The 19260-nt window shown below is 62.4% G+C and carries 15 protein-coding genes; 7 read left to right on the top strand and 8 right to left on the bottom strand.

All coding sequences use genetic code 11. From position 1 onward, the window contains the following. Positions 1-70: 70 nt before the first annotated feature. From FJ957_RS29920 to FJ957_RS29945, 6 genes are all read right to left on the bottom strand, one after another. Complete coding sequence (locus FJ957_RS29920) at positions 71-1555, bottom strand: sugar ABC transporter ATP-binding protein (protein WP_140836633.1); 1485 nt, start codon at positions 1553-1555, stop codon at positions 71-73. A gap of 5 nt (positions 1556-1560) precedes the next feature. Beyond that, positions 1561-3111: an FGGY family carbohydrate kinase gene (locus FJ957_RS29925; RefSeq protein ID WP_140836635.1), complete on the bottom strand. Its 1551-nt coding sequence runs from the start codon at positions 3109-3111 to the stop codon at positions 1561-1563. A gap of 22 nt (positions 3112-3133) precedes the next feature. Next, positions 3134-4153: an ABC transporter permease gene (locus FJ957_RS29930; RefSeq protein ID WP_140836637.1), complete on the bottom strand. Its 1020-nt coding sequence runs from the start codon at positions 4151-4153 to the stop codon at positions 3134-3136. Then, positions 4150-5133: an ABC transporter permease gene (locus FJ957_RS29935; RefSeq protein ID WP_140836639.1), complete on the bottom strand. Its 984-nt coding sequence runs from the start codon at positions 5131-5133 to the stop codon at positions 4150-4152. Before FJ957_RS29935 ends, FJ957_RS29930 begins: the two co-directional genes overlap by 4 nt. A gap of 83 nt (positions 5134-5216) precedes the next feature. Further along, entirely contained in the window at positions 5217-6515 is a 1299-nt protein-coding gene (locus tag FJ957_RS29940; protein ID WP_181180770.1) for a sugar ABC transporter substrate-binding protein, read from the bottom strand. Between the two features lie 59 nt (positions 6516-6574). Further along, positions 6575-6919 (bottom strand): non-heme iron oxygenase ferredoxin subunit, encoded by a 345-nt coding sequence (locus FJ957_RS29945; protein WP_210243268.1) that lies wholly within the window; start codon positions 6917-6919, stop codon positions 6575-6577. 1103 nt (positions 6920-8022) lie between these two features. On the opposite strand from FJ957_RS29945, the gene FJ957_RS29955 reads away from it, so the two are divergent. After that, on the top strand, positions 8023-8286 hold the full coding sequence (locus FJ957_RS29955) for a hypothetical protein (RefSeq protein WP_140836643.1): 264 nt from the start codon (positions 8023-8025) through the stop codon (positions 8284-8286). Then, positions 8286-9287, top strand: coding sequence for an autotransporter outer membrane beta-barrel domain-containing protein (locus FJ957_RS29960; protein WP_140836645.1), 1002 nt, complete (start codon positions 8286-8288; stop codon positions 9285-9287). Before FJ957_RS29955 ends, FJ957_RS29960 begins: the two co-directional genes overlap by 1 nt. Positions 9288-9451: 164 nt before the next feature. Here FJ957_RS29960 and FJ957_RS29965 read toward each other — a convergent pair whose 3' ends face one another. Then, positions 9452-11437: a BTAD domain-containing putative transcriptional regulator gene (locus FJ957_RS29965; RefSeq protein ID WP_140836650.1), complete on the bottom strand. Its 1986-nt coding sequence runs from the start codon at positions 11435-11437 to the stop codon at positions 9452-9454. 220 nt (positions 11438-11657) lie between these two features. Between FJ957_RS29965 and FJ957_RS29970 the strand changes: the two genes are divergently transcribed. From FJ957_RS29970 to FJ957_RS29990, 5 genes are all read left to right on the top strand, one after another. Continuing rightward, a complete protein-coding gene (locus FJ957_RS29970; RefSeq protein WP_140836652.1) occupies positions 11658-12611 on the top strand; it encodes a DMT family transporter in 954 nt (317 codons plus the stop codon). A gap of 34 nt (positions 12612-12645) precedes the next feature. Further along, positions 12646-13347, top strand: a complete 702-nt coding sequence (locus tag FJ957_RS29975) for a hypothetical protein (RefSeq protein ID WP_246686003.1) — start codon at positions 12646-12648, stop codon at positions 13345-13347. 47 nt (positions 13348-13394) lie between these two features. Beyond that, positions 13395-14435: a DUF1194 domain-containing protein gene (locus FJ957_RS29980; RefSeq protein ID WP_140836654.1), complete on the top strand. Its 1041-nt coding sequence runs from the start codon at positions 13395-13397 to the stop codon at positions 14433-14435. A gap of 147 nt (positions 14436-14582) precedes the next feature. Continuing rightward, positions 14583-18014, top strand: a complete 3432-nt coding sequence (locus tag FJ957_RS29985; protein WP_246686004.1) for an autotransporter domain-containing protein — start codon at positions 14583-14585, stop codon at positions 18012-18014. Between the two features lie 171 nt (positions 18015-18185). Next, positions 18186-18479: a hypothetical protein gene (locus tag FJ957_RS29990; protein ID WP_140836663.1), complete on the top strand. Its 294-nt coding sequence runs from the start codon at positions 18186-18188 to the stop codon at positions 18477-18479. Between the two features lie 191 nt (positions 18480-18670). On the opposite strand, the gene FJ957_RS29995 is transcribed toward FJ957_RS29990, so the two are convergent. After that, on the bottom strand, positions 18671-18937 hold the full coding sequence (locus tag FJ957_RS29995; protein ID WP_140836669.1) for a hypothetical protein: 267 nt from the start codon (positions 18935-18937) through the stop codon (positions 18671-18673). Positions 18938-19260: the final 323 nt, after the last annotated feature.

The raw sequence follows: 19260 nt of genomic DNA on the forward strand, positions 1-19260 counted from the left end.
TCGCGACAGGTCTAACGGGTCGCGACATCGAAGAAAAATTCATTGTTCCTATGGCGTTATCGCTTCGGCGCTAGGCCACGAAGCAATGCGCGATTGCTTCTGCGGAGAAGTCCTTGCGGTGAAAATGTCCGGTCACTCGACCGCGGCTCATGACGAGGATGCGGTCGCAGGCATCCATCATCTCCTGCAACTCGGTGGTCAGCAGCAGGATTGCCTTGCCCTGTTCCGCCAGGTCCTGGATGGCGCGCCATATCTCGAACTTGGCGCCCACATCGACGCCGCGGGTCGGGTCCTCGGCGATCACGATGTCGCCGCCGCGTGCGATCCATTTGCCGATGACGATCTTCTGCTGGTTACCGCCAGAGAGTTGTGACGCCAGTTGCGCCAGGCCGTTGGTCTTGATTGCCAATGTGCGCAGCAGGCCGTTGGCCGTCGCGTTTCTTTGCCGGCGTTTCATGAAGCCGAGGCGGCCGAGTCGGCGCAGGATCGTCATTGCGATATTGTCGCCGACGCTCATCGGCAGGACGAGGCCCTCACCTTTGCGATCGGCGGGCATGAAGCCGATGCCGAAGGCGATGGCGTCACGCGGAGAGCGCAGTTGCACCTTGCGTCCCTGAACGCGGATCTCGCCGCGATCTATAGACTGGTCGCCGAAGATCGCGCGCACGACAGCCTCGCGCTGGCAGCCCAGCAATCCGGCGATGCCGACGATCTCGCCGGCCCGCACCTGCAGGCAAATATCCTCGAAGACCCCGGCCTTGCCGATCCCCTTCGCCTCCAGCGCGACGTCGCCACAGCGCCTCTCCTTGTACGCGGACTGGCCTGCCTTGTGTTCACGCCCAACCATCAACGTGACAAGAGCAGCCTCGTTCAAGCCGGCTATGTCCCGGGTGGCGACGACATGGCCGTCGCGGAGCACGGTGACGCGATCCGAAATCTGCACCACCTCGCTCAACCGGTGCGAGACGTAGACGATGCCCAGACCGTTGGCCTTCAGCTTGCGAATGATGGCAAGCAGATGCACAACTTGGTCATCGTTCAGCGAGGCGGTCGGCTCGTCGAAGACGAGGACACGCGGACGGCTCGCCAAGGCGCGGCATATCTCGACGATCTGCTGCTCGTTGAGGCTGAGTTCGCCGACCGCCCGCGAAGGATCAAGGTTGACATATATCTCATCAAGCAGGTCCTTCGCCATGCGGTTGAGCATGGCGCGTGTCTTGCCAAAACGGGCTGCCGGTTCGCGGCCGAGAAATATGTTCTCGGCAACGCTCAGGTTCGGACATAGCACCAATTCCTGGTGGACCAGGGCCAGCCGGTTGGCGAGCGCCACCGTGGGATCGTTTAGGACCACGGGCTGGCCGTCGATCCTGATTTCGCCGCTGTCGGGCGCGACGAGGCCATTCATGACCGACAGCAACGTCGACTTGCCGGCACCGTTCTCGCCGACCAGGGCATGTACCTCACCGGCCTTCAGATCGAAGGTCACGTCGGAGAGTGCAATGACACCAGGATATGTCTTGCGGATCGATTGGACCTCGAGCAGTGGGGCGCTCATTGCGATCAAGCCGAATGATACTTGTTGAGAAGCGCGCGATGGCGATCCATGTTTCCGCGCAGGTTCTGATAGACCGACGACCAGACTTCGAAGAAATCCTGGTAACGCTCGTGCAGTTTCGGATCGGGGTCGATCGTCTCCTTGATGCGGACGATGCTTTCAAGAGGCTCGGTTGGCGAATTGTAGATCCCGGCTGCGACGCCGGCCAGGACAGCATCACCGATCGGAGCGGCCTCGCCGATGTCTGGCGTCTTCAACGGCAGGTTCACCACGCTGGCGGTGATCTGGTTCCAGAACCGGCTCTTCGTCGGACCTCCGTTCAGGATCAAACCATCGACCTTGACGCCGGCCGCGTTGGCGGTGCGGACGTTGGAATAAAGGTCGAAGGCGACGCCCTCGATCAGCGCCCGGATGAAATGCGCCCGTGTCGTCGTTGGACGCACGCCGAAGAAGTTGCCGCAAGCATTGCTGTTCCAGTTGGGCGACAGCGTGTTGCCGAGGTATGGCAGATAAAGCAGGCCGTCGGAACAAGCCGGCACGCGCTTCGCCTGCTCGGTGAAGAGGTCGAAGACATTGTGGCCCATGCGCTCGGCCAGGCGGAATTCGGCATCGCCGAACTGGTCGCGGAACCATTTCAACGACGCACCGGTGAAGGCCATAGGGCCATCGAACATGGTCAGGCCGGGCAGCACGTGCGGCCATTTTAGAATGCGGTATTCCTCGACGTTCTGCTCGGTCGGGATCATGATGCCGAGGTTGGAACCCGTGCCCATGGAGTAGTAGGCCTCACCGGCTTTGGTGACACCGACCCCAAGTGCTGCCGAACTGATGTCGGTACCGCCTGCGGCGACTATGGTGCCGGGACGCAGCCCTGTCTCCTCGGCCGCCTGCCTGGTAACCTCGCCCACCACTTCATGGGATTGGTAGAGCCGCGGCAGTTTCTCGAGCGGAATGCCGATCGCCCTGGCGACAGACTCGTTCCAGCGCTGCTCACGATATTCGTAGGCGTAAGCGAGCCCGGCATCGCCAGTGTTCATCGTGAAGTTGCCGCACATCCGGTAGGTGCAATAGCCGGAAGGCGACAGGAACTTGTGCGTGGCGTTGAAGATGTGCGGCTCGTGCTTCTTGATCCACAGCGCTTTGGGGTCGATGAACCAGGGCGCGATACGGTTGCCGTTGTTCTTGTTGATGGTCGCCTCGCCGACGCTGCGGCGGATATCTTCGCACTCTTCCTCGGAGCGGGAGTCCATCCAGATCATGGCCTGACGCAACGGCCTGCCCTGATCGCTGACGGGCAGCGTTACGCCGACAAGGCCCGAAAGCGCCACGGCCGCGATGTCGTCGGCGAAGCGGCCCTGCTCCAGGCATTGCCTTACGGACGAGACTACGGCGCTCCAGTAATTCGACGCATCCTGTTCGGCCCAGCCGGGAAACGGGTGAAACAGCGGATGTTCCTGCGAGCCGGACGCCACCACCTTGCCGGTATTTGTGTCCAGAACCGCGGCCTTCACGTTGGTCGTGCCGATATCGATGCCGAGCGTGAGATGTCCACCCATGAAATCGCTCCTCCCAGAGTGCCTATGCTTGTGTTTTCTTGCGGCTCATCTGCGACAAGCCGACCGATATGATGAGAACAACGCCAATGGCGAGGTTCTGATACCAGGTCCCGACGCCCCAGATGGCAAGCAGATTGAGACCGGCGGCAAACGCAACGCTGCCCAGCAGCGTACGCCAGGGCGATCCGATGCCGCCAGCCAGCGCCGTGCCGCCGATGACGGCGATGGCGATGGCGGTCAATTCATAACCAGCGGCGAGCGGCGCATCGACCGACTTCAGTCGCGCGGTAAAGATGATGCCGGCAATGGCGGCGCACAATCCGCTGATGGCATAGGCCAGCACCACGTAGCGCTGCGTCTTGATGCCGGCATAGAGCGCGGCTTTTTCGTTGCCGCCAATGGCGTAGAAGCGGCCGCCCCGCATACTGCCGTTTATGAAACCCATGAGGACAAGAAGAACGAGAAGGAAGATAACGAAACTGATCGGGATGCCGACCATCTTGCTGTCGCCGATCCAGCTGTAGAACGGCGCCTTGAGATAGTAGGGATGGCCATTGGTGAGCACATAGTTGAAGCCGCGCAGCGCCGTCAGCGACACCAGCGTCATGATGAAGGACGCGACCTTGAAATACGCCACGCCAATGCCGTTGAGCGCGCCGACCGCGATACCGGTCGCCAGCGCGATCAAAATGACCGGGACGATCGGACCGGCATAGGTGTTGCCGCGCACCAACCAACGGCTTCCCAGCATTGGGCCGATCTCGGCCATGGCGACCACGCCGACAATGACCGAAAAGATCATCAGCGCCGCGACCGACAGATCGATGCGGCCGGTAAGCAGCACCACCGTCATGCCGAGCGACAACAGGCCGATGACAGCGATGCTACGCATGAGGTTCTCGATGTTGAGCGCGGTGAGGTAATACTCGGAGGTCAGCGCGCCGACAGCGAAGATCAGCAGGATCAGCCAGATGATGGGATCACGCAGCGCCCCCTGCAGCAAGGGCGCGACGCGCGGGGTGGAGAGTTCCAGGACGCTCATTTCGCGATCCCCCGCTGCCACATGCCAGGTATCACGACGGCGAGGATGACTGCCGCGGTCACGACCTGCTGCAGATAGATGCTGACACCGAGCTGATTGAGAAGGTTGTTGACGATGCCGATGATCAGGGCGGCCACAACCGTACCGGTTATCGAGCCCGAGCCGCCGGACAGCGCCGCGCCTCCCAGCACGGTGACCGCCAAAACCGAAAGCTCCATGCCTTCGAAGCCGGCCGGATTGATGTAGGACAGCCTGGCGCTTTCAAGCATGCCGGCAAGCGCAGCACAGATGCCGGAAATCGCGAACACGGCGGCGCGGACGCCGACGACATTGATGCCGGACAATGCGGCCGCCTTGACGTTGCCGCCGGTCGCGTAGAGCGCACGTCCGAAGATCGAATATTTGGTGAGCGCGATTGCGGCTGCGCCCAGCACGACGAGCAGCACGACCGGCAGCGGAATGCCTGCGAGGTCGCCGCGGCCGAGCCAGAGGTAGGCGGCGATCGGTTCGGGATAAAGCGCCTGGCCACCCGAGAAGATGTTGGCGAGCGCGCGGCTGATGCCAAGCATGCCGAGCGTGGTTATCAGCGAAGGAATGCCCAATGCTGCGACGAGAATGCCGTTGACCAGGCCGATGGCGAGGCCCGTGAGCAAGGTGGCGCCGATGACGAGCGCCGCGGAGCCTGTCGGGATCAACAGCCCGCCGACGATGCAGGATAGTATCGCGACCCCGGCGACCGACAAGTCGATCTCGCCGGTGATCACCACCAGCGTCATGCCATAGGCCATGATACCGATCGCGGCCACGGCGAGAAGTATCACATGGATGTTGGCGAGCGACAGGAAGGACGGTGTGATCGCCTGCCCGGCAATAAGCAGGGCGATCAACACCGCGACGCGGCTCATGTCGCCGACGCCCAGGTGCCGCAAGGCGTCGGAAGGCCGCGCCTGTGAGGCGACCTTGGTTTCGAGAGTGCTCATGGTCACGACGTGCTCGCCTGCCTTTTCGGTCAGCGGCTGCCGGTCCTCATCAGAGAATCCGGCAGGCGCATGGGCGCTGGCGATCAGCCCGCGACTTCCGGACCGTAAGCGTAGGGCCACTCGTCCGGCGTTAGCGTCTCGATGCCCTCGATGTTCATCTTCTCCTTGGTAATCATCGGCAAGTTGGGCGTCATGATGAGCTTCGGCGGCGCTTCGTTGAGGCCTGCCTTGGCGCCGATATGCATGACAACGGCGCGGATGCCGATGTCGCCGATCAGCGGGGTATAGGGCGACACCATCTCGATGTTGCCGGCCTTGATTTCCTTCAGCACCTCACGGGCATCGTCGTTGGCGAGGATCATGATCTTCTTCCCGCCCGGAGCACTGTTCAGCCGGTTTGCCTCGCGGATCGCGTCGAGTGCGCCCATGGCTTCCTCGCCGCCGGTGTTGAACGACACCGAGATGTCCTGGAAGGCTTGCAGCGCATCCGCCGTCGACTTGAAGGCCAGCGTGCGCTGGCTGTTGGTGTGATAGTTGGCGAGCACCTTGTAGCCGGGTATGTTACCGATCGCCTCCAGGAAGGCGCCGGTGCGGATCGAGTCCGCAGTGCTGCCGAGATCCTTGCGATTGAAGATGATGTTGCCCCCGGGCGCAGCCTGCCTGAGATAGAGACCTTGCTGCAGACCGTTGGCATAGAAATTGCCAAGTACCTCCGAGCTGATCTGCTCGGACGAAGTGCGGCGATCGAGGCTCACCACCGGGATGCCGGCTGCGATGGCGCGATCGACCGGTGGCCCCATCGGTGCTTCGCGGCTCGGCCAAAGCACGATGCCGTCATACTGCTTGGCGATCCAGGTATCGATCACCTGGCCCATCTTGTTGTCGTCGAACTCGGCGTCAATCACCTCGAGCTCGATGTTGGGATGGCGTTTGGCCTCCCAAGCGGCGGTGTCCGCGAGGCTGATCAGCCAGGGGTGGTTGAAGCCGTGAAAGACCAGCCCTATGCGGTACTTCTTGTTGTGATCCAGCACCGGACCTTCCGCGAGCGGCAGATAGTCGGTGAAAGGCGACTTGATCTGAAGCTTGCTGTAGGGGCCAACGAAACTCGCACCCATGCCCGGCTTCCATACGAACCCGCGGGCGAGCTCGCCCACAGGGTAGACGTCGAGGTAGTCGCGAAAGCCATCTTTCTCGAACAGCGCGCTCACGTCACCATTCGACATCCCGGCCTTCGCCTGGTCGGAGTATTTCTTGATGAGCGCGTTGATGACGGAATGAACCGACTCCTCAGCCGCAGCCGGAGCAATTGCCAGCGGGGCAGCAGCAAGCGCAGTCAGTGTCACGGCCGTCTTCAAGAGATGACGGCGGGATAGTTTCAGCATTAGGTTTCCTCCTCCCATATTTTGGTTTCAGCCCGGGGTATGTCCCGAAGAAGTCAGTGCTAGTCTCCTCCTCCCACCAAGATGTGGACGTAGCCGTCCGCCACCTTGGTTTCGTAAGTCTTCAGCTGCTCGGTAACGGGTGGCGAAAGCGGCATACCGGTCGGGATATGGAACAGTCCCTGATGCAGCGGGCATTCAATCGTCTGGCCATCGATGTAGCCCTCGGAAAGAAACGCGTGTGCGTGGGTGCAGACGCCGGCCGTCGCGTAAAATCTGCCGCCGAGATTGAAGATTGCGAGGCACGCCCCGGCGTGCTCTATGCGCGTCGCGTCGCCGACGGGCAGACTGTCAACGCGGATCGCCTGCACCCATTGCATGTCCTTTGTTGTCGTTTCCGCCGCCATTCATTTCCTCGCAGTCGCCATTCTATTTCGTTTATTTTCGTTATCTTTCCATACGCGGCCAATTCATTGTGGAAATACCGGTATTGATGACTCCGATAAGGAACGCCGAGCGGACCCGCTCACCACAGCGACGGCGGGAAGTCCGTAGATGATCGGCGACTGGATTGCAGTTCCAGCGGGTCGCGGCACACGAAGCCAGCGCGAGCCGGGCGCCGAAGAAGCCTGCCATCGTCGCGTGACGCGCGTAGGCGCTTGCAGCGCAGTCACGCTTCCGCCAACGGCACCCTGAGCGGCACGCCGACCGCTGCCGGGACTTTCAATTCCACGGTCATCGGACGGACAGTTCGACCGGAACGCCGTTCTCATCGGCGCCCACCAATGTAACGGTCACGATCAACGTCCAAGCGCCTACCGCAAATCCGGTCAGCGCGACCGTGGCTATGGCAGCACCAACAACCCCATCACGCTGAACATGACCGGCGGCGCGGCGACATCGGTAGCCGTCGGCACACAGGCCTCCCACGGCACGGCCACAGCCAGCGGCACCTCGATCGCCTACACACCGACCGCAGGCTACGCCGGCCCCGACAGCTTCACCTACACCGCCACCAACGGCAGCGGCACGTCCGCGCCAGCCACGGTGACGATCACGGTGTCGTCGCCGACCATCGCCTACACCCGGCAAGTCCACCGGCGGGTACCGTCACCGTTGCCTACGGCCAGTCCATCGCGGGGGCCAGCGGCGGAGCCTCGCCCTATACATACGCCCTGACTTCGGGGACCATGCCGCCCGGCCTGACGCTGGCCACCGACGGCGCCCTGAGCGGCACGCCGACAGCCGCTGGGACTTTCAACTTCACGGTCATCGCGACGGACAGTTCGACCGGAACGGGTCAGTTCTCATCGGTGCCCGCCAATTTAACGGTAACGATCAACGTCCCCGTGCCTACGGTCGCAAACCATTCAGTTCAGCTGCTTGCCGGCACATCGACAACGGTCGATCTGACACAAGGTGCAACGGGCGGCCCGTTCACCGCGGCCGCGATCGTCACGCCGCCGTCGGCGTCGGACGGCACGGCGAGCATCGTGCACAACGGTGCGCAGTGCAGCTTGCCTATGCCTCTACGCCCAACGCCGCCTCGACGGTGGTCGTGCGCTACACGCTTTCGAATGCGTCGGGGTCCTCGCTGCCCGGCACGGTGACGTTCACTGTCATTGCGCGTCCGGACCCCTCGCGCGATCCGGAGGTGATCGGACTGCTCGACGCGCAGGCGCAGAGCGCTGAGCGTTTCGCGAAATCGCAGATCACGAACTTCCGCGACAGGCTCGAACAGCTTCAGACGATTCGGGTCGCGAAGCGACCTTGATGGACGTGAGACGCGGCAACTCTCAAGACCCGACCGATCCGAATGCGCTCGGCTATGCCGAACAAGCCAGGCCCGATGATCCGATCCGCGCCGCGTTCGGCTACGTGCCGGGCGATGCCGGAAAGCCGGGACTGGCGGACAAGAGGCCGCTGCCCCAGAACGGCTCGCCAAGCAATCTCGCCTTCTGGGCAGGCGGCTTCGTCAACTTCGGCACATCGAACAAATCCAATGTCGATGTCGGCCACACGCTGGTCGGCGTCAGCGGCGGGATGGATTACCGGTTCTCACCCAGCTTCACCGCAGGGATCGGCTATGGGCGCGACACCGTCGATGTCGGCGCCGACGGCACACAGAGCAACGGCCAGGCGTTCAGCGCCGCGCTCTGCGGTAGCTATCATCCGCGGAGCAACGTCTTCGTCGACGGCCTGCTCGGCTACAGCGCGCTGGACTTTGCCAGCACGCGTTTCGTGACACCGACAAACGGCTTCGCGACCGGCGATCGCTCCGGCAGCCAGGTGTTCGGCTCGCTCAGCAGCGGCTACGAACATAAAGGCAGCAACTTCCTTATCCTTATATCGCCTTACGGCCGCATCGAAGCGGTATGGACGCAGCTCAACGCCTTCACCGAAAGCGTCGGCGCTCCTTACGATCTCACCTTCGGCGACCAGACCATAGACATGCTGGCGGGCATCCTCGGCCTGCGCGCCGAATACACCATCCCTCAGGATTGGGGGCTGCTGAAGACGAGAGGCCGGCTCGAATACACGCACGATTTCTCCGGTTCGAGCTTGGCCAGTATGGGCTATGCCGACCTCAGGGCCGGTTTGCCCTACTCGCTGAACATCGACGCCTTCACCAGCGACTATATCGCCGTCGGCCTCGGCTTTGACGCCAGTGTCGGCAGCGGCACCACGCTCGGCTTCGATTACACGACCGCGCTCGGCTTTGAAGGGAAAAGCCAGGCGCATAATTTCGCGCTGCGCCTCAGCGAAAAATTCTAGCCTTCGATCTCTGCCGGATCCAGCGTGTCGATAGTCGATATAGGTAGAGTTATGGCCGGCTGAGAAGCCCTCAAGCGCCGCATCGGGACGATGCTCGGCCTCAACGTTCGCCTGATTTCGGCAGGATGGCCGTCGCACCATGTCTGTAAAACGCTAGTAAATCCCTAGAAGCCTGGAAGGCCGGCTTTCGACAGCATCTCCATGAATCGGGCGTGATGGTGATCCTTTACGTAGCGCGGTAGAAAGCCCGGACAGACGTTGTCGAGGTTGAGATGTGGAAGCTGCGACAGGCAATGATGGATGGCGCGAGAGGCTTCTTCGCTGCTTCCTGTTGCCGCCGCCGTTGCGGCCCAGTAGAGCGCACCGCGAACGAAGCCCGGCTTTGTCCTGACCACCTTTCGCGCCACTTCCAGCGCCTGCCGATCCTTTCCGTCGGCGAACAACGCCACGACCAGACTGAGGTGACGCCAGAAGTCGATGACGTCATGCGTTCCAAGCCGGATTGCCTCGTTGGCCTCGTGTTGCGCTTCACGGACCTCTCCGCGCAAGGCAAAGAGCATCGCTATGTCACCGTGGCCGCTGGGGTAGCTTGGGTTGACGTTGATCGCATGCCGGCATTCGGCTATCGCATCATCGATACGACCGGAACTTTCCAGAGCGAATGACAGGATGCATCTGGCGATTTCATCATCCGGCACCGCCCTTACAGCGGCTTCCGCAAGCGCAAGCGCGTACTCGATCTGCCCCGGTTTCCGAGGCATCGCGCCAAACGCTATTCCCATGGTGATTACGATCGAGAGCGTCCGCTGCGCGCGGGCGTTATCGGGGCCCAGCGCAACAGCCTTCTCGGCAAGCTCTATGCCGACCAACAGCGAGTCGCGGGTCATCTCGAAATACTTCATCAGAGCTTCGTTCACCAGCCTGCGCACTTCAGGGGGGCCGGGTGGGCTCTTGTCGCGAACTTTCCAGTTGGTCAGCTGAAGCTCGAGGATCACGGCCAGAACCACCGATTTTGCGATCCTGTCCTGGAATTCGAGAGCGTTCTCGGAGTGGCCGTCGAACTTCTGTGCCCAAACGTTTTGACCGGTGACTGCATCCACAAGTTGGATGTTGACCCTCAGTCCCTCGCCGGACCTCTGGACGCTGCCGCTCAACGTATACCGTGCCCGATGCACCGCAGGCGTTTTGGCTTCTTCGCCAGAGCCGTTCTTCTCCCCAGGCGGGATGCCGGAGAGCACGACGTAGTCGGCCACCTCGGAAAGCGCCGTCGTGATGTCCTGAACAAGCCCCCTGGCGAAAAAGTCGTCGCCCCGCCTGCCCGTCAGATTGACGAAGTCGGCGACGCTGATGGAGGGACGTCCGGGGCGCTGGCTGGCCGAAACGCCGTTCGCCGACTGCAGAGTTGACCCCGTATCGGCCCCCGACAGCAGGGATTGCCAAAATGCCCGCGTCTCGGGGCTGACGTCGACGCCGAACTCCTTCTTCAAAACACTTCTGCATGCCTCGTATGTCCGCATGGCCCGGTCGCGTTGGCCGCAGGCAGCAAGCAGTTCCATCTTCAGCCGGTAGGAAGCCTCCCTGGTCGGCTCCATTGCCAGAACCCGGTCGGCGAGGGCCAACCCGGTGTCCTCGTCGACGAGACGGGCCAGTTTTTCGAAGGACTCGAGCGCTCGGCTCTGCAGCCTGTCGCGTTCCGATGTCGCCCAATCGTCGAAGGCGTTGCTGCCGAGATAAAACCCGTCGAGAAACGGTGCGGTGTAGTGCGCCAACGCCGTTTCGAGATCTTGTGCTGAACGGGCGGTGCGTCCGGATTCAAACTCCTCGACGTCAACTCGCACCGCGTCCGCCCTGAGGCCAATCACCTCCCTGCCGGAATGGATGAGATCGACACCTGCTCGTGACAGATCCCGACGCAGGACACTGAGAGTCTGCCGCAGGCTGTTGCGCGAGTGTTCGCTGTCGCTTTCGCCCCACAGGAGGTCGGCCAGCCTTTCCCTCGGTACCGCCATATCAGGACACCGGGTCAGATAGGCAATTATTGCGGCACCTCGCTTTCCGGTCAGCCGGATTCGACCGACAGGTTCCTTTTCAAGGCGGAAGCCACCGAAGAGTAAAATCTTACTTGCAGCGACGCTTTTATCACCTTGCATTTGCTTAATGGCTTTCCACCTGACGAAACCTTAACTCAAAACTAACGCTTCGCAAACAGCAGAGCCAAGCGCGCAAGCGCAGTCGTGACGGTGGATCAATTAGGATTCGCTTAATAGGGGCGGCTGGGCTGACACACCGGTGGTGGCGGATCGAACCGCTGCGGCCCCCAATACGTCGGGACCACTATGCGAAATGCAGTGGTCCGAAGGGGTGCGGCGGATGTCACTGCTCAAGGCCAATCTACTGCTGCTGCTTGCAGCTGCCCTGTGGGGCTTCGGCAATGTCGCCCAAAAGACGGTGCTTGCCCACCTCGATGCTCTCAGTGCCGTCGGCTTGCGCTGCCTGATCGGCGGGTTGCTCGTGCTGCCCTTTGTTTTGACCGAAAGGCGACTGCCTGCCGGGACGGCGTATTTTTCCAGCCTCGCGAGGATTGGAGCGCTGTTTGCCGTTTCCGTCACGCTGCAGCAGCTCTGCTATCTCGGCGCCACCGTCACGAATGCAAGCTTCCTGATAAGCACGGCAACGGTGATGACGCCCCTCGCCGCCTGGCTGCTCATCGGCGAGCGCCCGACGGCAAGCCTCATATTCGCCGCCGGGCTGACAGTGGTCGGCGCCATGCTTCTGTCGGGCGGGGTTGCCGGTTTCAGCGGCGGCGATCTCACCGCCATCCTGTCGGCTGCCTGCTATGCGCTTTGGACTGTGGAACTTGGCCGGCACATGCAGGCCCATGGGCGTCCATTCACCGCCGCAGCAGCGCAGTTCCTCCTCGCCGCTGCCTTCGCCCTGCCGCTCGGGGTAATGCAAGGCAACCTGTCGCTCGGCGCCGCATTGGCAGCCGGCCCCGAACTGGGGATTCTCGGCGTGTTTTCCACCGCGGTCGCTTTCGGCATACAGATCGTCGCCCAGCGCTTTATCCCGGCCAGCCACGTGGCCGTGATCGTCAGTGCCGAAAGCGTCTTCGGGGCAATGGGCGCTGCCATCTTTCTCGGCGAGCGGAACTCGCCCTTGGGCGCATTGGGCGCGGCGATCATCCTTGTTGCAATCCTATCCGTCGCGATGTCGAACCGAACGGCGGGCACACCCTTCGGGGCCGGACCTATTCACCCCTTCGGCGCTGCGGTCGCTGCCAGTGCGCCCCCATCCGTCAATTCAGATCAAAGGGACATATCATGATCCTTTTCGGCGCCCGAACCAGGGAATTGCCGCGGTGACCGCGTGGGCAAGCCTTCCTCCGTCCGCACGATTGGCGTCTGCGCTTCGCGCCCGCATGCGGGGACCCGGCGGCTATTACAACAGCGGCAACGCGCTCGGCCTTGTTACGGGTATTGCGGTCCAGATCGCCACAGCGCCGGCCGGCTCGCACTGGGGAAACGCGATCACGGCGCGAATGATCGAGTTTTTCGCCGGCACCGGCAGTGCCGTCGCGCTGACATTGACGACGCTGATCTTCTTCTGCGGTGGCGAGGCCTACCACCGGGCTTGGGCGAGGCCGGATGCCCCGGACGTCAATCTCAATCGGCTGGGCGACTTCCTGTCGGGCATTGGCGCGGTTGGACTTGGCATCTCCCTATTGCTGCTCGGCGATCCGCTGCTTGCGGCGACCTCCGGGCTGCTGCATGCGGTGGGCAAGTTCGGCAGCACCTTGCATCGGCCGGGCACGCCGGTTCTGGTCTGGCCGGCGTCCTGGCCCGATCCGTTCCGCGGCGCCGTCCTCGCCAGTCGCTTGCCGGCAATGCTGACGACAACCCTCGCCCTCGGCTCGGCCTTGCCGGATGCCTGGGCGGGCGGGTCGTTCGCGACGCCCGTCATGCCCCTGACCCTGCTCGGTTGTTACCTCTTATGGGCCAAGGCCGATCTGCTGCTGTTCGGCATCGGGACCAAGGCCAGCGACCAAATTTCCACATGTTGAAGGCGGTCAGTTCAAGAGAATGACCAACGTCTGAAATGGAGAATGACATGCCCGGAAGCGCACATCAGGATGACGATCCATTATCCGTAGCGGCTTGCTGTCCCGTAGACATGCAAACAGTGTCCGGAGGCAACCTTCCACAGCCGACGGGCAGGAAGGGCATTGGGCTGTCAAAGCGAACCGGCTCGTTACCGGCCCTGGCCACCCTGACCCATGCCGGTGTCCTTGCAGCTTCGCTGTGTTGGGGGCTGGAAGCACATGCCGCGGATGTCGATGTCGCCATCGCTTTCGCGGTCGATTTCTCGTCTTCAATCGATCCGAAGACCGCCGAACTGCAGCGCGAGGGACATGCCGCGGCGCTCACCTCGCCGGAGATCATCGCCGCCATAGGCCGGAACTATTTCGGCTGTATCGGCGTGACGTATTTCGAATGGTCGAGTCCGGGGCATTCGCGCACCGTCTTGCCCTGGACGACAATCTGCGGGCCCGAAGACGCCAAAGCGGCCGCGACGGTCATCAGAACGCAAGCCTATACTGGCTACAGCCGCGCGGGGCGGCGCGGAACCTCCGTCTCCTCGGCAATCGACATCGGCGCTCTTCTTCTCGATCAGTTTCCTGGCAATGCGGCCAAGAAAGTCATCGATATCTCCGCCAACGGCGAAAACAATGATGGGCTTCCCGTCGAGCCAAGCCGGCTGAACGCGCTGGGCAAGGGATATACCATCAACGCGATCGCCATTCCCGCGCAGCAAGGCAGCGCCGAACAGCCGCTGGCATCCTATTTCGAGCAATCCGTCATCGGCGGTTACCAAGCCTTCGTCATATCGCCGAAGGAGCCGGCCGACTATGTCGCGGCGCTTCGCCGGAAGCTGGTTATCGAAGTCAGCATGAACCTCGCCGTTCCCGTCGCGGATAGCGTTCGGCGTCCAGTCGCAGAAGAGCCTGGGGAGACCGGAAATCAACAGGCGGGCCTCTCCCTCGCACCCTTGCTCCGTGGCGGCCTCGGAACCCGTCTTCCCGAAGCCTGGGGGCCAGACGCGACGGACGCACTTGGATTGACGATCCAACGGCATATCAACAGTAACTAAAATGGGGAACGACTGATGTCGTCGAATCGAGGGGACGGAAATTTGATCGGGTCGTTTCAACTTGCGCGCGGAACGGCGCGCGACGCGCGTCGCTTTAGCCGCGTCCTTCTTGCCACCACATCGATAGCCGGGTTTGGATTGGCGCCGATGGCCGTTTCGCCGGCGTTCGCTGACGATTGGAACGGCAGCGCCTCAGCTAACTGGTTCACCGTCGGCAACTGGTCGGGAGGCGTCCCAACCGGCGCCGATAGCGTTTATATCGACACGGTGACTCCCAACGCGCCGGTCATAGGTTCAGCCGGCGCCCAAGCGGCAGGCCTCTCTGTCGGCTATTCCGGCACCGGCACGCTGACGATCCAGAACGGCGGCACGGTCACCAACACCTTCGGCATTATCGGCTACGGGCCCGTCTCGAAGGGAACCGCGACGGTGGACGGCGCCGGCTCGTCCTGGACCAATTCCGGCGATCTCTTTGTCGGCTATTCCGGCGACGGCACGCTGACGGTCAAGAACGGCGGCAAGGTCAGCAACAACTTCGGCTCTATCGGCGGCAATTCCGGCTCGATCGGCGCCGTGACGGTCGATGGCCCCGGCTCGTCCTGGACAAGTTCCGGCAATCTCTATGTCGGCTATTCCGGCGACGGCACGCTGACGGTCAAGAACGGCGGCGCCGTTAGCGACGTCCAAAGTGCGATCGGCTACTTTTCCGGCTCGACCGGCGCCGTGACGGTCGAAGGCGCCGACTCCTCGTGGACCAATTCCGGCTTTCTCTATGTCGGCAATTCCGGCATAGGCACGCTGACGGTCACGAACGGTGGCGGGGTCAGCAGCGCCGCCGGCTATATCGGCTACGGGTTCGGCTCGGTCGGCACTGTGACGGTCGATGGCGCCGGCTCGTCCTGGAGCAGTTCCAGCAGTCTCTTTGTCGGCGTTTACGGCAAAGGCACGCTGATGGTCTCGAGCGGCGGCAAGGTCAGCAACTCCATCGGCTATATCGGCTACGGAGCCGGCTCGACCGGCAACATGGTGACGGTCGATGGCTCGACCTGGACCAATTCCGGCGATCTCTTTGTCGGCTATTCCGGCGACGGCGACCTGATGATCCAAAACGGCGGCAAGGTCAGCAACTCCGTCGGCTATATCGGCTTCTATTCCAGCTCGACCGGCGCCGTCACAGTCGACGGCGTCAACTCGTCCTGGACCAATTCCGGCGATCTCGCTATCGGCTATTTGGGCGCCGGCACGCTGACCATCCAGGGCGGCGGCAAGGTCAGCAACGCCTTCGGCTACATCGGCGCCAATTCCGGCTCCGGCGCCGTCACGGTCGACGGCGCCAACTCGTCGTGGACCAATTCCGGCAATCTCTATGTCGGCCAGTCCGGCGCCGGCACGCTGACGGTCAAGAACGGCGGCAAGGTCAGCAACGCCGACGGCTATATCGGCGCCGAATCCGGCTCGACCGGCACTGTCACGGTCGATGGCCCGGGCTCGTCCTGGACCAATTCCACCGCTCTCTTCGTCGGCTATTCCGGCACCGGCACACTGACGGTCACGAGCGGCGGCACGGTCAGCAACACCTACGGCTATATCGGCGCCAATTCCGGCGCCAATTTCGGCTCGACCGGCACTGTGATGGTCACTGGCGCCGGCTCGTCCTGGACCAATTCCGGCGATCTCTATGTCGGCACTTTCGGCGCCGGCTCGTTGACCATCCAGAACGGCGGCATGGTGAGCGCCGGGTCTGTTTTTGTTGCTTCGGCAGCCGCCTCGACCGGAACCATCAACATCGGCTCCGGCATCGGTGATGCCGCAACGGCGCCCGGTATCCTCGCAGCCGCCGATTTGCAGTTTTTCCAAGGTTCCGGCTCGCTGGTGTTCAACCACACGGGGGCGAACTATGGCTTTGCCACAAACCTTAGCGGCGGCGGGACCGTCCGCCAGATGGCCGGGTTCACCAATCTCACCGGCAACTCCAATGGCTTCACCGGCGCGACCACCGTCGAGGGCGGCACGCTCGCCGTCAACGGCGTGCTTGGCGGCACGCTCGACGTCCTGGCCGCCGGCCGCCTGCAGGGCACCGGCACGGTCGGCAACACGACCGTCGCGGGCACCATCGCGCCGGGCAACTCGATCGGCACGCTCAACGTCGCGGGGAACATCACCTTCAATGCCGGCTCGACCTATGAAGTCGAGGTGAACGCGGCGGGACAGGCCGACCGGATCGATGCGACTGGTACAGCCGCGATCAATGGCAGCACCGTCCAGGTCTTGAATGCGCCTGGCGTCTACGCGCTCGGCAGCCACTACACGATCCTGACCGCTGCCGACGGTGTGTCGGGCACCTTCGCTGGCATGACTCAGTCATCGCCGTTTTCCACGCCCTTCCTGTCCTTCGGTCTGAGCTACGACCCGAACGCTGTCTATCTGGATGTGAGCCGCAGCAGCGTGACCTTCGCCTCGGCCGGCCTGACTCCGAACCAGATCGCGACCGGCGGCGGCCTGGATAGCGCGCCGCCGTCAAGTTCGCTCGTCGCCGCCATTGCGCAGCTCGACGCGTTGTCCGTCCGCTCAGCCCTCGACCAGCTCTCGGGCGAGGTGCACGCCTCGGCGAAGACGGCGCTTGCCGAGGACAGCCGCTTCGCGCGCGATGCGGTCAACGATCGCCTGCGCGCCGCCTTCGATGCGGTCGGCGCGGTGAATATCCCGGTCATGGGCTACGCCGACGGCGAACCCATGCTGGCTCCCGCCACCACCGACCGCTTCGCGGTCTGGGGCAGCGGTTTCGGCTCGTGGGGCCATACCGGCGGCGACGGCAATGCGGCGCGCCTCAAGCGTTCGACCGGCGGCTTCTTCGTCGGCGGCGACGGGCTCGTCTTCGACACCTGGCGCCTCGGCGCGGTCGCCGGCTACAGCCGAACCGATTTCACCTTGAGGGACCGCGGTTCCTCTGGCACCAGCGACAATTACCATCTCGGCCTCTACGGCGGCACGCAGTGGGGCAATCTCGCCTTCCGCACCGGCGCGGCCTACACTTGGCACAGCATCTCGACGGACCGGACGGTTGCCTTCCCGGGCTTCACCGACAGCCTGACGGGCGACTACAACGCCGGCACGGCGCAGGTGTTCGGTGAACTCGGCTATGGCATGCGCGCGGGCGACATCGGCTTCGAACCCTTCGCCAACCTCGCCTATGTGAACCTGCACACCGATGGCTTTACCGAAAAGGGCGGCGCGGCGGCTCTTACCAGTGCCGCCGCAACGACGGATGCGACCTTGACGACGCTCGGTCTGCGCGCGTCGAGCGGCTTCATGCTGGGCGCAGTCAGCGCCACGGCGAAGGGAACGCTCGGCTGGCGGCACACCTTCGGCGACGTCACGCCGCTCTCCACCATGGCCTTCGCGGGCGGCACGCCATTTTCCGTCACCGGCGTCTCGATCGCGCGCGATGCGGCCGTGGTCGAGGCGGGGCTCGATTTCGCCGTCACGCCCAGCGCCACGGTCGGCGTATCCTACCACGGACAGTTCGCATCCGGCGTCTCCGACCAGTCGGTTCGGGCGGACTTCAGCATGAAATTCTGATGTCTCCGGGGTCGGCAAAGTCAAAAGGCTGCCCGGTTGATGGAACATTTCTGAACAGGGCTTTCGCGCCGGAAGGACACTGGCGGTCGACTTTGTTGTCGTGAGGACACCCCGTGTTGACAGTTTGTTAACGTGACGTTCACTTTAGCTTTCACTAAAAAGTGGGTTGCAATGAATACTGCTATTCTTTGCGCCGCAATAATCCTTGCCGCGTCAAGTGTCGCCATTGCGCACGAAAAGAAACCAAAGGTCATCGCCAACGCATGTGCTGGTCTGTCGATCAAGGCGGGCAGTGCAGCAAAACTGGACTATAGTCCGACCGGCACCACCGAGGCAAGCGAACTTCCCCAACGGGCGCACAACGGGTCAGATCAGCGAAGTGTTCCCACCAAGCGGGCGAGATTGCGAGGCACCGTGTCGGCGCTTGTCGGTTTCGCGAAACAGTTCGCGGCAAATACCGACTAGCCTTCCGCATCGGTCTGCCTGGCCCGTTGCAGCAAAATATGTTGACATAGCGCCGATCCACCAGCGAAATGCTGCGGATCCCAGCCGCAGCATTACCCGCGGGCCGACCCACACCCCTTGCGGCAACCGTCTCAATCGTTCAAACTGAATGGTCTGAGTATCTAATGCTGATCGCAGACCAACGACAACGATTAGTGTCTTGGCGGTTCCCGGCGATAATAATCGGACTTGGGTAGCGCCACAGAATGGGGGTAGCGGGGCAGATAAATCCTGGGACGTGGCTGGCGGCAGATGCCAACATCGATCAGTTGCTCATCGCATAGCGTAGCAAGCACCCGCAAAAACTCTTCGTTCTCTATGCGGTTCTCTATCTCCGGTTCATGGTTTTTGTTCTTAGCGATCAATCGTTTCAGAATACGAAATATAGCATGGATCGCTTTCATCGCCGGGATTGCCATTGCTGCCTCCGCTCGTACCGAGGTGTGAACAAGGCTCGCATTCGGCTGACGAAATGTCCGGACTGTTCCAGGAAATTTCCATGAAATCTGGCTGAAATTTTAGCCGTGTCTTGGCAGGAAACGGGCAAACGGTAGGACGCGCCGTCAAATCGGTCCGCTTGGGTTGAGGCCAGTTCGATCTATGGGCGACCGAGAACCAGTGCTTCGTCGCGTCGCAGGTCCCTTTCCTAGGCATGACCGTTGCAGAAGATCCTGCACGCCCGCGAATTTTCAGTACTCTTTCACTTCCTTTTCAGGACGGCAGCACCAGACCGGGGCAATCT

Source organism: Mesorhizobium sp. B2-4-6, from assembly GCF_006442775.1.
GTDB lineage: Bacteria > Pseudomonadota > Alphaproteobacteria > Rhizobiales > Rhizobiaceae > Mesorhizobium.

Coding starts and splice junctions, on each gene's coding strand:
- FJ957_RS29920 (WP_140836633.1), bottom strand. CDS start 1,555: ATGAGCGCCCCACTGCTCGAGGTCCAATCGATCCGCAAGACATATCCT.
- FJ957_RS29925 (WP_140836635.1), bottom strand. CDS start 3,111: ATGGGTGGACATCTCACGCTCGGCATCGATATCGGCACGACCAACGTG.
- FJ957_RS29930 (WP_140836637.1), bottom strand. CDS start 4,153: ATGAGCGTCCTGGAACTCTCCACCCCGCGCGTCGCGCCCTTGCTGCAG.
- FJ957_RS29935 (WP_140836639.1), bottom strand. CDS start 5,133: ATGAGCACTCTCGAAACCAAGGTCGCCTCACAGGCGCGGCCTTCCGAC.
- FJ957_RS29940 (WP_181180770.1), bottom strand. CDS start 6,515: ATGCTGAAACTATCCCGCCGTCATCTCTTGAAGACGGCCGTGACACTG.
- FJ957_RS29945 (WP_210243268.1), bottom strand. CDS start 6,919: ATGGCGGCGGAAACGACAACAAAGGACATGCAATGGGTGCAGGCGATC.
- FJ957_RS29960 (WP_140836645.1), top strand. CDS start 8,286: ATGGACGTGAGACGCGGCAACTCTCAAGACCCGACCGATCCGAATGCG.
- FJ957_RS29965 (WP_140836650.1), bottom strand. CDS start 11,437: ATGCAAGGTGATAAAAGCGTCGCTGCAAGTAAGATTTTACTCTTCGGT.
- FJ957_RS29970 (WP_140836652.1), top strand. CDS start 11,658: ATGTCACTGCTCAAGGCCAATCTACTGCTGCTGCTTGCAGCTGCCCTG.
- FJ957_RS29980 (WP_140836654.1), top strand. CDS start 13,395: ATGCCCGGAAGCGCACATCAGGATGACGATCCATTATCCGTAGCGGCT.
- FJ957_RS29985 (WP_246686004.1), top strand. CDS start 14,583: ATGGCCGTTTCGCCGGCGTTCGCTGACGATTGGAACGGCAGCGCCTCA.
- FJ957_RS29990 (WP_140836663.1), top strand. CDS start 18,186: ATGAATACTGCTATTCTTTGCGCCGCAATAATCCTTGCCGCGTCAAGT.
- FJ957_RS29995 (WP_140836669.1), bottom strand. CDS start 18,937: ATGGCAATCCCGGCGATGAAAGCGATCCATGCTATATTTCGTATTCTG.